This is a genomic window from Bacillus sp. FSL K6-1338 (genome assembly GCF_038006965.1).
Lineage (GTDB): Bacteria > Bacillota > Bacilli > Bacillales > Bacillaceae_G > Bacillus_A > Bacillus_A thuringiensis_S.
On the sequence record NZ_JBBOWI010000001.1, the window covers coordinates 194,013 to 207,608 of the forward strand.

Sequence of the window (13,596 nt, forward strand, 5' to 3'; positions counted from 1 at the left end):
ATTATTTCCCCCTAGCTTTTTTGTTTGTTGCTTCTACTGCTTTTTGAATTGCCTCTGAAAAATTATATTCATATAAAGTTTTGAGACCCTCAGCTGTGGAACCACCTGGCGTTGTTACTTGTTCGCGGAGGTTAGCTGGATCTTGCGTTTGTTCGAGCATAGAAGCAGAGCCAGAAATCATTTGAATGACAAGATGTTTTGCGGTTTCTTCATCGACTCCATAACTTTTTGTTGCTTCAATTAAGCTTTCAGCAAAGTAATAAAGGAAGGCTGGTGCACTTCCAGTAACTGCAGTAAGCTGATGAACTTCTTCCTCAGTACAAAGTTGCGAAGTACCAATACCTCTTAAAAGCAGTTGCAGGGTTTCTTGATGCATCTCTTTTATTGATTGTCCCATTGTATATAAGGAGATAGACTTTCCAATTTCAGCAGCTGTATTAGGCATAATCCAAGCAACAGGCGTGCCTTTTGGGAGTCTAGCTTCTAAATAAGATGGTCCAATGCCAGCTGCTACTGTTACGACAAGTTGATTTGATATTAACGGAGATAGCTCAGCTAATAACTCTTCATGAGCAGAAGGTGGCATTGCTAAAACAACCGTATCGACAGATGTAACATGCTGCTTCCAATCTGTTGCAGTAGACACATTATATCGATGTTGTAACTGTTTTAGTTTTTCTGCGTTGCTTCGGTTAGAGACGATAATTTCTTCGATGTACTCTTTGCTTGTTTTAAGTAATCCGGAAAATATAGCTTCGGCCATACGACCGGCACCAATAAATAAAATTCGATGTTTAGTTAGCATATCCTTTATTCCTTTCTAGTAGAGATATGTTATAAAAACGATATCATCTTTAAGAGAATTTTGTAAAAAGAAAAGACTTACCGTAGATGGAATGGATAATGAGAAGGCGGAAATTCATGGTAAAGGAAAGGGCTATTACTTATACTGGTTTCTACGTCATACTAATATTAGCTGTTATTAATCTCTTTATATGTGTAGCTGGTTTGCTAGAGTGGAAGAGCAATTATAAGGGGCAAGAACATACAAATAATTATATCTAGAAAATAATTAGAATTGAAAAACCCCTGAAGCATATATGCTTCAGGGGTTTACTAATAGAATATAAGATTATGCTTTTGTCATACCAAGTAATACAGCACCGCCGATAATTAAAACACTGCCTAGTGCAATAAAGATCAATTGACGTTTTGTTTTCTTTTCACCTAAGAAGACAATTGCACCGAATGTTGAGATAACGATTCCAGTTTGAGATAATGGGAAGCTTGTTGCTACTCCGACACGTGGTAATGAAAGAAGTAAGAATAAGTTTCCCGTTCCCCATAGTAAACCGGATAAAGCATTACGAATTGCATATTTGTTAAATGGTTTATGTTTAGACGTCAGTACAACCGCACCAACAAACATACCAACTGCTTGTGGTAAAATAGCAGACCAACCATCGATATTATACCAACGAATAATAATTACATATACAAGATAGCCGAAAGTAGAAACAATTAAAGTAAGAAGTCCTTTTTTCAATTGTCCTGGTGGCTGAGCATTTTCTTTATCATCTAGTGATGTGAATACAACACCAACTACGATTAATAGGATTGCAATCGTTCCCAGAACAATTGTTGTCGTAGTAGTCCATTCACGGAAAGCGATAACCCCAAAGATAGAAGTTGCAACAAGTTGCATACCAGTAGAAATTGTTACGGTAGTTGAAACACCTAGTTTTTCAACTGTTTTTAATTGGTTTACTTGTCCTAAAGCCCAGAATAAACCTGAAATAAAACCAACAATTAAGACTGTCATTGTTAAAGCTGGTTGAGTAAATACATACATAATTGTTGCGAAGAATAGAGCACCGATTGTCATACCTACCGTTTGGCTATATGCACCACCGCCCATTTTTACGCTTACTAATAAGATGTTTCCCCATGCAATTGCAGGAAGAAGCGCTAATAAAATGTCCATTACAAGACTCCCTTCGGTTTCCTATACCAATATAATTACATATCGTTCTAACGATCGGTAATGCCCCACTAATAGAGTAGAAGATTACCGATCGCTAAAACAGGATGAAGAATTCACGATATAAATGCGTTTTCATTTCTTCATTTTTTGAAACACCTCCATATAATAACAGGAAATTGCCTATTTTAGAAAGTGAATTCAAATAAAATGTATATTTAAATAAGAGGTAAAATTCAGTTATTTCCCAACGACTTATTTATTTCCTAAGAAATAAATAAGCAGCTTCCAAAAAAGCTGCTTTAAAGGTTAGTAATTCTTTTGTTAATAAGCTGAATACATAGCAGAAATAGGAGTGACATACTAATAGTGATAACCACAAGTGTCCAGGCGAGTTGCATATTACTTGCGTCAATGGCCATGTAAATTGCAGTTGGGATTGTCTGTGTTTTACCAGGAATGTTCCCGGCAAACATGAGTGTAGCACCAAACTCACCGAGCGCGCGGACAAAGCTCAAAATCATCCCGCTTAGTAATGCAGGAAATGCGAGCGGAAGTGTAACGTGCAGAAAAACTTGATATTCACTTGCGCCAAGGTCACGAGCACTTTCTTCAATTTGTACATTTGCGATAGAAAATCCCGTTTTCGCTGATTGGTACATAAGCGGAAATGCAACAACTGTGGAAGCGATGATCGCAGCGGTAGATGTGAACATAATAGACTGCTGAAATAATGATTCAACCCACCTTCCAATCGGGCTGTTGTTTCCAAAGATGATAATGAGAAAGAAGCCGATAACAGTTGGTGGAAGTACCATTGGTAATAAAAATATGGTTTCTAATAGTACTTTATATCGCCATGAGGAGCGAGCTAGTGCTCGCCCGACAATCGTCCCTAAAATTGTAACGAGAATAGTGGCACACGCAGCTACTCTTAAAGATAGAAAGACAGGCGATATAATAGCATCAATGCTCATAGTAATTACGACAGGACTGTAAATCCATATTTCTTAAAGATAGATTGTGCATCTTTTGACTGCAAATACTCATAAAATGAAGTCGCCTCTTTCTTATGTTTAGATTCCTTTATAACACCTAAAGGATAGTGGATTGGCTCATGAGAAGTAGCTGCTGCTGTTTCACCAATCTTTACTTTATCTGAAATGAGAGCATCTGTTTTGTATACGATACCAGCATCGATATTCCCTGTTTCTACATATGTTAACACTTGGCGAACATCTTTTGTAAATACGACTTTATTTTGAACATCATTCCAAAGGTTTTCGTGTGTTAGAGAAGCCTTTGCATATTTTCCAGCAGGTACAGATTCAGGTGTACCAAGTGCAATTTTTTTGATTTTCTCATCTTTTAAATCTTGAAATTTTGTAAGAGAACTATCTTTAGGGATGACTAGAACTAGTTCATTTCCAAGAAGATTTTTCCCTTCTTTTTCATTAATGAATCCTTTCTTTACAAGGGTTTGGAATTTATCTTCTGCTGCAGAGAAGAATAAATCAGCAGGTGCACCTTGTTCAATTTGTTGTTGAAGTGCTCCAGAAGCACCGAAGTTAAAAGAAAGTTTGATATTTGGCTCTTTTTCTTTATATTGTTTTTCAATTTCTTTTAATGCATCTTGTAAGCTTGCAGCAGCTGAGATAGTCAGTTCAACTGTTTTATCTTCTTTAGCAGCTGACTTTGTATTCTTTTCCCCACTTGTACAAGCAGCACTAAATATAAGAAGGAAAGAAAGTATAAGTGCCCCAATAGAACGTAATGTAAATTTATTCATAAAAAAATCCCCTTTCGTTTTGATATAACTAATTATAACTAAGTATAACTAAATATAACTAAATATAACTAGTTATAATTGAATATAATTTGAACATATATCTATTTTTAAAAAATAGGAGAAATATTCTTTTCTTTGTTACAATGAAAGGAGAAAGTGAGGAATCGTCTATGGATCATCATTCCTACACAACGGAAGAAGTAGCAAAGCGATTAAAGGTATCAAAATTAACTGTATACGACTTAATTAAAAAAGGAGAACTTCCTTCTTATAGAGTTGGTAGACAGATGCGCATTGATGCAGTGGATTTAGATCAATATATAAAACAAATGAAAACAGGAAAGGTACAAGTTACTCCTGTGAAAAACGATGGTAGTAGTATCTTGAACACGTGTATTATTAGTGGTCAAGAACTAACGTTAGATATGTTAGCTAAACGTATAGAAAATCGTTTGCCAAGTTCTAATGTTTTAAGAGCGTATCAAGGTAGCTTAACAAGTTTAGTGAAAATGTATCAAGGAGAAGGAAGTATCGTTAGTTTGCATTTGTTTGATGGTGAAACGGGTACATATAATGTTCCTTACGTAAAACGCATTTTAGTAGGTCAACCATGTATTATGATTAATTTATTGTCCAGAAATGTAGGGTTTTATGTCCAAAAAGGAAATCCGAAGAAAATAAAGACATGGGCTGACATATCCGGATCCACTATAAAGTTTGTAAATCGAGAAAAGGGTTCTGGTATTAGAGTGTTAGTGGATGAACAATTACGAATCCAAAAATTAAATAAATCCGATATTAGTGGATATGAATGGGAAGAATCGAATCATCTTGGTGTTGCCACGCAAGTTGCAAATGGAAAAGCTGATGTAGGAGTAGGTTCAGAAAAGTTTTCGCAAATTGTAAATGTGGACTTTATTCCAATCATGAAAGAACAGTATGATTTAGTAATTTTGAAGAATAAAGAAAATGAAGAGCTGGTTGAAGTCGTGAAAGATATTCTGCAATCGGAAGGATTTTATAATGAATTAAATGCGATTGGCGGATATGATATTAAGAAAACAGGTCAAATTATATATGAAACAAACTAAAAAGCTGCTTGTCTATAAGACGAACAGCTTTTTCTATATATAAAGGGGTTTGGGGAAACAAAGTATTAAATAAGACCTTGAGCAAGTGTGTAAATGAAAGCTGTAAGAAGAGTAGCTCCACTTGCAAGTCCGATAAAATGAAACTTTAATCAGTGAGGGCGGGGTATCCCTCGCTGATTATTAGTTGAACCAATCGGGCTTTTACGGGCAGTTGAACCTAAACCTAACTTCTTTGATTTCGCTGAATTTTGAAGTGGGAGTCTTACTGCCCGTTAATGCGGGGTAAAGTCTGATTTTTTGAAAGTAATGTTGTTCATTATAATCTCTCCTTATTTGTTTAATGTAGTTGCAACAGCTTTTGCATCGATAAGTGCGGATAGCACCATGCCCATTGTATGTAAAAATTTATTTGATTTCATATTGTTCATCATGCGTATCCGCTCCTTTTCGAATTGTTGTTGCCCTGCTTATGTCTTAATTATAGGAAATATGTCCACTTGCAACTATCGAATTAGCTTACGAAAGACTTACACTTTTGTAAGAAAAAAAGACATTCATGTAAGAATGTCTTTCACAGCATATTAATATGATGATGTTCTTCAATTGTTTTTAAAAAACTACGCATTGAATTCGTCATATAGCTATCTTTGCGGCGTATGAAAACCGTTGAAATACTGCCGTATTTTTCAGGGATTGCATGACAATGTACCTTACCTGCTTTAGAAAGATGATGGACAGCAGACTGTGGTACGAGTGTAATTCCGAGGCCAAGTGCAACGCTGTTTAATATTGTCTCTAATATATTGAATTCCATAATTCTTTTTGGTAGCAAACCTTCGTCTTTCAGCCATCGTTCTAATTTGGAACGGTATCCACATCCTTGGTTAAAAACGAGTAGAGGCGTTGTTGTAAATTCTTCTATATGAAAAGCTTTATTTTGTGTTACAAGCATTAATTTCTCTGTACTAACATCGTATTGTTCGATGAGTGGATGTTTAATAGGACCTGATATAAAGGCGCCATCTAATTGATGATCAAGTACTTCTCTAATTAATTCTTCTGTTAGACCCGCTTGTAATGATAAATCGACATTCGGATAGCTTTTATAGTAAGAAGATAAAATGGTAGGTAATGTACTTACTGTTTCTACTGTACCGATTTTTAATATACCGGAGGGTGTTTCACTATCTAAAAATACTTGTTTTAGTTCGTCGACATCTTGCAAAATTTTATTAACATAAACGAGCATTTTTCTTCCTTCAGCTGTTAAAGTCATCCCTCGTTTATGGCGGTAAAAGAGCGGGGTTTTTAATTCGTTTTCTAGTTGTTTAATACGTGCAGTTACATTTGATTGTACATAATTTAATTCCTTTGCTGCGTTACTTACACTACCCTGGTCGGCAACGCTTTTAAAGATTTGTAAGTCTCTTAATTCCATTTTGTAATCCCCCTTGATGTTAACTATCATTATAAATGATAGTTAACATCATTTTGAATCATTTTACGTGATATATTTTTTCTTTTACAATTCTCTTTGTGCAAATAGAAAGAAACGGGGGATTGCGGTGAGAAGAGGTCAAATGATAATAGGGGCTTTAGCGTGTTTAATTGCGAGTATGTCATGGGGAGCGATGTTTCCGGTTGCTGATCATGCGCTAGAATACATAGATCCATTTTATTTTTCGCTTATTCGTTATGGAGCAGTGGCGATAATGCTGATTGTATTGTTGTTAATGAAAGAAGGAAAACAGGCATTTCGTTTAGAGGGAAGAGGAAAGTTACTCGTCTTTTTTGGAACGATGGCATTTACAGTATATAATGTCCTCATATTTTTAGGGCAAATGTTAATGGGTAAGTCGGGTGTAATGGTAGCTTCCATTATGGAATCACTTATGCCGATGATTTCTATTTGTATTTTATGGGGATATAAGCATATAAAACCGAAGAAGTATATGGTAACGAGTATGGTTATTGCTTTTGTAGGAGCTGTGTTTGTTATTACAAAAGGTGACATGAGTTTCTTTGTAACATTGAAAGATAATATGTTCTCATTAGCATTTATATTTATTGGTGTTGTAGGCTGGGTTATTTATACGATGGGTGGTCAAACTTGTAGTGATTGGTCAACATTACGTTATTCTACGTTGACGTGTGTATTCGGTACGACTGTTACAGGAATTATAACGGTAATTATAACGTCGCTTGGATATGTTTCAGTTCCTAGTATGGGAACGATTTCTATTGTGAAGTATGATTTGTTATTTATGATGACATTGCCAGGTATTGTAGCGCTACTTGCTTGGAACTACGGTGTGAAAATTTTATCATCCATTAATGGGATTTTATTTATTAATTTTGTACCAATTACGACTTTAGTTATTATGATGATGCAAGGGTATCAAATCACAATGTTTGATATTATAGGGACTGTACTTGTTATTGCAGCGCTTATTCGCAATAACGTTTGTCAGAGAAAAGAAGAAAATATAAATAAGAGAGTTTTACAAGAAGAGCAATTACGTCAAGCTGTTTAATAGGCAAATGGAGGATTTCACATGTTAGAAAGTTTATTGTTTTTCTTCGCCGTCGGAGTTGCCTGTGAGCTTGCAGCAATTAATCGAAATGGTCGTAAAAAGATAAAACAACAAGCTGAGCTGATACAGCTTTTAAAAGAGTTGAAAGAAAGAAAAAATTAAAAAGACGACCGGGCATAGACGGTCGTCTTTTTCTATATAAAGGGGAAAGGGGACACAAAGTTATACAAGCGTAGCAGCGTAAATGAAAGCAGTAAGAAGAAGAGAGCCGCTAGCTAATCCTAAAAAATCTAATTTGTTAAAAGTACTGTTATTCATAATACATTCTCCTTACTTGTTTAATGTAGAAGAAACAGCTTTTGCATCGAAAAGAGCTGATAATACCATGCCCATTGTATTTAAGAGATTGTTCGTTTTCATTTTGTTCATCATATTAATCCACTTCTTTTCGAATAATTGTTGCCCTGTTTCTGACTTAATTGTATGAAATATAGTAAGAAGTAACTATCGAATTAGCTTACAAGAAAATTACACTTTTGTAAGAATTGAAATTTAACAATTCACACTTAATTTTATTACCAACTCCTAAAACTTAGTGTTATAATCGTTATAAGAATATGATTATACTTCGGATGTTTAGAAAGGAACGAAACAAATGTATAAACCAATTACATTTTTGTTGAAATATATATTTAAAACAGCTGGAAAAGTAGAAGTACAAGGAAGAGAAAAGCTACCAGAAGGTGGACCGTATGTTGTTGCATGTACACATACAAGTTTTATGGATGTATTAATGTTAGCTACAGGGATGTATCCAACTCAAATTCATTACATGGCCAAAAAAGAATTATTTGAAGGGAAATTCAAAAATTGGTTCTTTAAAAATGTAAATGCATTCCCTGTAGATCGTGCGAACCCAGGACCAAGTACACTTAAAATTCCATCACGTTTATTAAAAGAAGGAAAGGTAGTAGGGATTTTTCCGAGTGGAACGAGATCAGCGGAAGATGTTTCATTAAAAGCGGGTGCTGTGACAATTGCGATGCGTTCTAATGTTCCGTTAGTACCAGCAGCTTATGTTGGTCCATCAAGTGTAAAAGAATTAATAAAGGGGAAAAAGGCACAATTGATTTTTGGAGATCCAATTCAAATTGAGGCTGGAGAACAAATAGATCGAAAAACCGCTATGAAAATGATGACAGATCAATTAAATGAGAAGTTTGAGGAGTTAAAAGAAGCTTTGCAATCAAATCAAAAATAAGAAAAGACGACCGGGCATAGACGGTCGTCTTTTCTATTACTATTTATAATAAAGGGGAAAGGGGACACAAAGTTATACAAGCGTAGCGGCATAAATAAAAGCAGTAAGAAGAAGCGAGCCACTAGCTAGTCCTAAAAAATCTAATTTGTTAAAAGTGATGTTATTCATAATACATTCTCCTTACTTGTTTAATGTAGAAGCAACAGCTTTTGCGTCGATAAGAGCGGAAAATACCATGCCCATTGTATTTAAGAAATTGTTTGTTTTCATTTTGTTCATCATATTAATCCGCTCCTTTTCGAATAGTTGTTACCCTGTTTCTGACTCAATTGTATGAAATGTTGCGGAAAGTCACTATCGAATTAGCTTACAGAAAAATTACACTTTTGTAAGAGAAACGAATGAAGGTGTAATGATAAGAAGATTTGACATATGTTCATGAGATTCATTAAGTTAAAGGTAGAGGTGAGTGTATGGCTAATATTAAAGATATTGCAAAGATGGCGGGAGTTTCAGTTACGACTGTTTCGAGAGTGTTGAATGATCACCCATATGTAAGTGAAGAAAAAAGAAAAGCGGTTATAGAGATAGTTGAGAAATTGAATTACTCGCAAAACGCAAATGCTGTTCATTTATCAAAAGGAAAAACGAATATTGTTGGTGTGATTTTACCGTATATTAATCATCCGTGTTTTGATGCGATGGTGAGCGGAATGATGGAGACTGCGTTAGCGCATAATTACAGGGTGCTACTTTGCCAAACGAATTATAATAAAAAAGAAGAAATGAAAAGTTTACATATGTTAAAAACAAAACAATTGGATGGTCTTATTATTTGTTCACGTGCAAATGATTGGGAAACGATAGAACCGTATGCTTCTTACGGCGCAATAATTGCTTGTGAAGACAATGATATTTCAAACATCTCAAGTGTATATACGAATCATTCAGCGGCCTTTCAATTAGGAATGGATTATTTGATTGAGAAAGGTTATAAAAAAATTGGTTATTGTACGGGAAGAAAATTAGGGCCGAGTAGTCAAAAGCGTTTTGATGTTTATAAACAGCAATTGCAATCTATAGACGAAGATGTTAATGAAGAATGGATTTTTACAGAATGTTTTACACTAGAAGATGGTGTGAAAGTAGCTCATAAGTTAAAAGAGATGCAGGATCTTCCTGAAGCATTAATAGTAGCAGGTGATGAGGTTGCGATTGGTGTTATGACAGAGGTTGAAAAATTAGGCATTCAAGTTCCTGAGGATTTAGCAATTATTGGCTTTGATAATCAACCTATCTCACAAGTGTTACAACTGACAACTATTGATCAAAATTTAAAGGAGATAGGGAAAACTGCTTTTGAAATGTTGCATAGAAAAGTGAATGACGAGAGTTCTGAACAAGAAAAGCTGGAAATTCCATACGAACTTGTGGAACGCTCTACAGTTTAATTTTAATCCGTTATGTGTATAATCGCATAACGGATTATTTTTTTTGAAATATCTTTGACAGGAAACGCGTTTCATACTTTATAAAGGAGTTAAACCGGTTTGTAATAATCCATGGATTCTTTTCAAGTGTTAATGCAATGAATAGAATTTGGAGGAATATGCATGAATGAACTTTTATCGAGTATGAAAAAGTATGTAGATGATGATGAAAAGATTCTGGCTTTTGTGGTAGGGATATTTGAGAAGGATAATTTTATATTATCGTATCAACATGGGGTTTTTGTTGCCACTACTAGACGTCTCCTTTTTTACGGGAAATTTCCGTACTATTCTTCAACATTTAAAGAGTATTCATATTTGCATATAGATAGCATAGATTTTCATCCGTATTTTGAATTTACTTGTAATCATGAAACCATTCGCGCTAAGTATATTCAGAAAGGGAATGTGGAGCAATTTGTCCGTGCAGTTAGAGTAAATATGAATAATTAATCACCCCTATGTTTAAACATAATATTTCAATTTTTAACAGGGAAAAAGCGGAATAAAAACCACTTCTAAACCTCTAGGAGATAGTGATACAATGTCAAATGGGGGGAGGGTATGAACTATGGTTAATCAACGTATAAAGGAAATAACACTAATTACAATTGGTTCATTATTATTCGCAATTGGTATTAATTACTTTGCAATTCCAAACCGTTTATCAGAAGGTGGAATTATTGGTTTAACGGTTGTTACGTACTACTTATTTGATTGGTCACCAGGAATTGTGAACTTTGCTATAAATGCAATTTTACTAGCTGTTGGTTATAAATTTTTTGATAAGAAAACAATGATTTATACAATTTTAGGGATTGTAGAAACATCTTTGTTTTTATACGTTACAGAACATATTGAGTATCATGTAAATAGTGATACATTATTAGCAGCTTTATTTGCTGGTTTATTTGTGGGTATTGGATTAGGCTGTATGTTCAAAGCCGGAGGTACATCGGGAGGATCAGCAATCTTAGCTCAGTTAGCAAATCAATATTTAGGTTGGAGCGTAGGTAAAGGCGTACTAATTATTGATATTGTTGTAATTGCTGGTTCTGTATTTATAATAGGGCAAGAAAAGGCAATGTATACACTTGTAGCTGTGTTCATCGGAGCGAAGGTGATTGATTTCATTGTAGAAGGAATGGATACAAAAACGGCTGTTACGATTATTTCGAATCAACCAGATTTAATTCGTGAGGCTATTACGAAAAATATGACACGCGGTGTTACTGTATTAGAAGGGCGCGGCGGATATACTGGTAAAAATAAAGAAGTTTTATATGTTGTTATTAATAAACAAGAGCTTGTTAAGTTAAAACAAGTTATTAGCCGGGTAGATGAAGATGCTTTCGTTGTTATACATGATGTACGTGATGTACTTGGCGGTGGCTTTAAAGCAAGCTAAAAGGTGAACGAGTAAATTCGTTCACCTTTTTTAATTCTTACAAAAATGTAAGTGTAATGTAATGAGATTCAATAGTAGATTTTATTCCCCCTTTTTAAAATGGATGTATATATATCCTGCAGAGGAGGAATGTTTATTATGAAGAAAAAAATGATCACTACTATAATAGCGATGATAGTAATAGTAGTAATGTTACTGCCTACGAAACTTGGACCGGTTATCGATAAATATAATCCATTTTATAAGACGAAAGAATACTATACGGTTGTGAATACAATTGGTCAGCATATTGGTGATGAGTGGTATGAATATGAATTTATTGCATTCGATGAACGTGGTAGAGAGCAGAAAATAAAGAAAACGGTTAAGCATATGTTAAAGAGAGATGAAGCATTAAAGGTTTTTGCAAAAGGACGTTACGGTGAATCGATTGAAGAGATTGAGGTTGCAAATATTCCTATAAATGCGAAGAGCAAACTTTTAACGATGAGATAGTAAAATATACCCCCAGCTATTTTTTGTCGAAAATAAAAATACTGGGTAAGGGTATTTTTGAGATTAACAAAAAAGCCTTAGTACATATAGACTAAGGCTTTTTTATTATATAAAGGGGAAGGGGGTACATTGTAGTAGCATAGGTGAAAGGTATAAGAAGAGTAGCTACTAGCAATGTAATTTGGTTATGTGAGTGTTCTTCTTATTTGGCTTACTTTCTAACGTTATTGTACGAAATATAAGTAAGGGGAACTATCGAATTACATTACACATAACTTACAAACATGTAAGCCTTCTGTAATGTAATTCGATAGTTAAAAGATAGTAATTTTCATATAGTATAACTAGAAAGTCTTAATGTATTACTTTCTGTTTGTAATGAAGAATGAAAAACCAACTAATTTTTAATAATCCTCATCTGAATAAAGATGAGGATCCTTTTGTAAACCTTACAACATTGTAAGGTTTACGTAAGTTAATTCGATAGTAAATTTGTCATATTTTCTGCATAATAGATACAGATAGAAAAATAATTAGGGATCTAGTAAGAAGGGAGAAAAATGGGATGCGTAAAGAAGAAGTAGTGAAGTTACCAATTAAAGATTTCTGTAGCTACTTTACTGTTGCCGTAGTGTGTATTGGATTATTTGATATCATAACAAACTTAATTGTTAAATAATATAGATGCTAAAACAAGAAAGGAAGTCCTTTCTTGTTTTTTTTATGGGGGCATAAAGATGAAATGGATTGATAGTCATATACATGTTGATCAATATAAGGATGAAGAGAAGAGCAGATTACTAAAAGAGGTGGAAAATAGTAATGAAATAAAGGGGCTTATTGCAGTATCTATAAATTATCACTCTTGTAAGGAAACGTTATCTTTAGCGAAGAAGTATCCTTTTATATATCCAGCGATAGGGTTTCATCCAGAGCAACAGATTCATAAAGAGGAGTGTGAACAGATTTATCAACTTATTGAACAGAACGCAGAGGGAATTGTTGCGATTGGTGAAGTAGGTTTGCCCTATTATTTGAGAAAAGAAGATGAAAGAATTGCTGCAGATCCATACATAGCTGTATTGAAAAAATTTATAGAACTAGCTAGTAAGTATAATTTGCCGATTGTATTACACGCAGTTTATGAAGATGCTGACATTGTATGTGATTTGCTAGAGAAATATAAAGTTTCACGTGCACACTTCCATTGGTTTAAAGGAAGCGATGAAACAATGAAACGGATGATGAGAAATGGTTATTATATTTCGATTACACCGGATGTTTTACATAAGGAGAAGATTAGAGAAATCGTTTCGTATTATCCGCTTGAATATATGATGGTAGAAACAGATGGACCGTGGGAATTTCAAGAGGATGTTATAACGCACCCAAGAATGATTCGAGAGGTATTAAAGGAAATTAGTTCTATAAAAAACATATCCATTGATAAGGTCGCAGAAACAATATATGAAAATACAAGTCGATTTTATTTGAAAGGATAGGAGAATTATAGTTTTAATCATGTAACGGAAAAAGTAAAAGTTGAA

17 protein-coding genes and 1 pseudogene are annotated in these 13,596 nt (G+C 34.3%); 10 read left to right on the plus strand and 8 right to left on the minus strand.

Translation table 11 applies throughout. The features are described 5' to 3' along the window. Nucleotide 1: 1 nt before the first annotated feature. A complete protein-coding gene (proC, locus tag NZ044_RS01110; protein ID WP_000956241.1) occupies nt 2–805 on the minus strand; it encodes a pyrroline-5-carboxylate reductase in 804 nt (267 codons plus the stop codon). A gap of 116 nt (nt 806–921) precedes the next feature. Here proC and NZ044_RS01115 point away from each other — a divergent pair, with 116 nt between their 5' ends. Continuing rightward, a complete protein-coding gene (locus tag NZ044_RS01115) occupies nt 922–1,065 on the plus strand; it encodes a hypothetical protein (protein WP_000237933.1) in 144 nt (47 codons plus the stop codon). 67 nt (nt 1,066–1,132) lie between these two features. On the opposite strand, the gene NZ044_RS01120 is transcribed toward NZ044_RS01115, so the two are convergent. From NZ044_RS01120 to modA, 3 genes are all read right to left on the minus strand, one after another. Next, the gene (locus NZ044_RS01120; protein ID WP_000353549.1) at nt 1,133–1,984 is read right to left on the minus strand and encodes a GRP family sugar transporter; all 852 of its coding nucleotides are present in this window, start codon (nt 1,982–1,984) and stop codon (nt 1,133–1,135) included. Between the two features lie 299 nt (nt 1,985–2,283). Further along, complete coding sequence (gene modB / locus NZ044_RS01125; protein ID WP_000020519.1) at nt 2,284–2,958, minus strand: molybdate ABC transporter permease subunit; 675 nt, start codon at nt 2,956–2,958, stop codon at nt 2,284–2,286. A 5-nt stretch (nt 2,959–2,963) separates the two neighbouring features. Further along, nucleotides 2,964–3,770, minus strand: coding sequence for a molybdate ABC transporter substrate-binding protein (gene modA, locus NZ044_RS01130; protein ID WP_001032237.1), 807 nt, complete (start codon nt 3,768–3,770; stop codon nt 2,964–2,966). A 170-nt stretch (nt 3,771–3,940) separates the two neighbouring features. Here modA and NZ044_RS01135 point away from each other — a divergent pair, with 170 nt between their 5' ends. After that, the gene (locus NZ044_RS01135; RefSeq protein ID WP_016078966.1) at nt 3,941–4,861 is read left to right on the plus strand and encodes a substrate-binding domain-containing protein; all 921 of its coding nucleotides are present in this window, start codon (nt 3,941–3,943) and stop codon (nt 4,859–4,861) included. A 65-nt stretch (nt 4,862–4,926) separates the two neighbouring features. Here the strand turns inward: NZ044_RS01135 and NZ044_RS01140 are convergent. Together NZ044_RS01140 and NZ044_RS01145 are read right to left on the minus strand one after the other, a co-directional pair. After that, nucleotides 4,927–5,007 (minus strand): annotated as a pseudogene (locus NZ044_RS01140) (DUF3948 family protein); the annotation flags it as partial. Between the two features lie 425 nt (nt 5,008–5,432). After that, a complete protein-coding gene (locus NZ044_RS01145; protein ID WP_000423024.1) occupies nt 5,433–6,299 on the minus strand; it encodes a LysR family transcriptional regulator in 867 nt (288 codons plus the stop codon). Between the two features lie 127 nt (nt 6,300–6,426). Here NZ044_RS01145 and NZ044_RS01150 point away from each other — a divergent pair, with 127 nt between their 5' ends. Both NZ044_RS01150 and NZ044_RS01155 read left to right on the plus strand, forming a co-directional pair. Then, on the plus strand, nt 6,427–7,395 hold the full coding sequence (locus NZ044_RS01150) for a DMT family transporter (RefSeq protein WP_118961900.1): 969 nt from the start codon (nt 6,427–6,429) through the stop codon (nt 7,393–7,395). A gap of 21 nt (nt 7,396–7,416) precedes the next feature. Next, nucleotides 7,417–7,557, plus strand: coding sequence for a YrzO family protein (locus tag NZ044_RS01155; RefSeq protein WP_000894065.1), 141 nt, complete (start codon nt 7,417–7,419; stop codon nt 7,555–7,557). Between the two features lie 60 nt (nt 7,558–7,617). Here the strand turns inward: NZ044_RS01155 and NZ044_RS01160 are convergent, their stop codons facing one another. After that, nucleotides 7,618–7,713, minus strand: a complete 96-nt coding sequence (locus NZ044_RS01160; RefSeq protein ID WP_001066117.1) for a DUF3948 family protein — start codon at nt 7,711–7,713, stop codon at nt 7,618–7,620. A 337-nt stretch (nt 7,714–8,050) separates the two neighbouring features. Here NZ044_RS01160 and NZ044_RS01165 point away from each other — a divergent pair, with 337 nt between their 5' ends. Then, complete coding sequence (locus tag NZ044_RS01165; RefSeq protein WP_000277778.1) at nt 8,051–8,656, plus strand: lysophospholipid acyltransferase family protein; 606 nt, start codon at nt 8,051–8,053, stop codon at nt 8,654–8,656. A 72-nt stretch (nt 8,657–8,728) separates the two neighbouring features. Here NZ044_RS01165 and NZ044_RS01170 read toward each other — a convergent pair whose 3' ends face one another. Then, nucleotides 8,729–8,824: a DUF3948 family protein gene (locus NZ044_RS01170; protein ID WP_001060007.1), complete on the minus strand. Its 96-nt coding sequence runs from the start codon at nt 8,822–8,824 to the stop codon at nt 8,729–8,731. Between the two features lie 305 nt (nt 8,825–9,129). Here NZ044_RS01170 and NZ044_RS01175 point away from each other — a divergent pair, with 305 nt between their 5' ends. The 5 genes from NZ044_RS01175 to NZ044_RS01195 all read left to right on the plus strand — a co-directional run bounded on the left by NZ044_RS01175 (nt 9,130) and on the right by NZ044_RS01195 (nt 13,551). After that, on the plus strand, nt 9,130–10,107 hold the full coding sequence (locus tag NZ044_RS01175; protein ID WP_001273902.1) for a LacI family DNA-binding transcriptional regulator: 978 nt from the start codon (nt 9,130–9,132) through the stop codon (nt 10,105–10,107). Between the two features lie 162 nt (nt 10,108–10,269). After that, nucleotides 10,270–10,599 (plus strand): PH domain-containing protein, encoded by a 330-nt coding sequence (locus tag NZ044_RS01180; protein ID WP_001004243.1) that lies wholly within the window; start codon nt 10,270–10,272, stop codon nt 10,597–10,599. A 118-nt stretch (nt 10,600–10,717) separates the two neighbouring features. Then, nucleotides 10,718–11,554 (plus strand): YitT family protein, encoded by an 837-nt coding sequence (locus NZ044_RS01185; protein WP_000248045.1) that lies wholly within the window; start codon nt 10,718–10,720, stop codon nt 11,552–11,554. A 138-nt stretch (nt 11,555–11,692) separates the two neighbouring features. Beyond that, a complete protein-coding gene (locus NZ044_RS01190) occupies nt 11,693–12,049 on the plus strand; it encodes a YxeA family protein (protein ID WP_000728422.1) in 357 nt (118 codons plus the stop codon). Between the two features lie 737 nt (nt 12,050–12,786). Then, entirely contained in the window at nt 12,787–13,551 is a 765-nt protein-coding gene (locus tag NZ044_RS01195) for a TatD family hydrolase (RefSeq protein ID WP_000871104.1), read from the plus strand. Nucleotides 13,552–13,596: the final 45 nt, after the last annotated feature.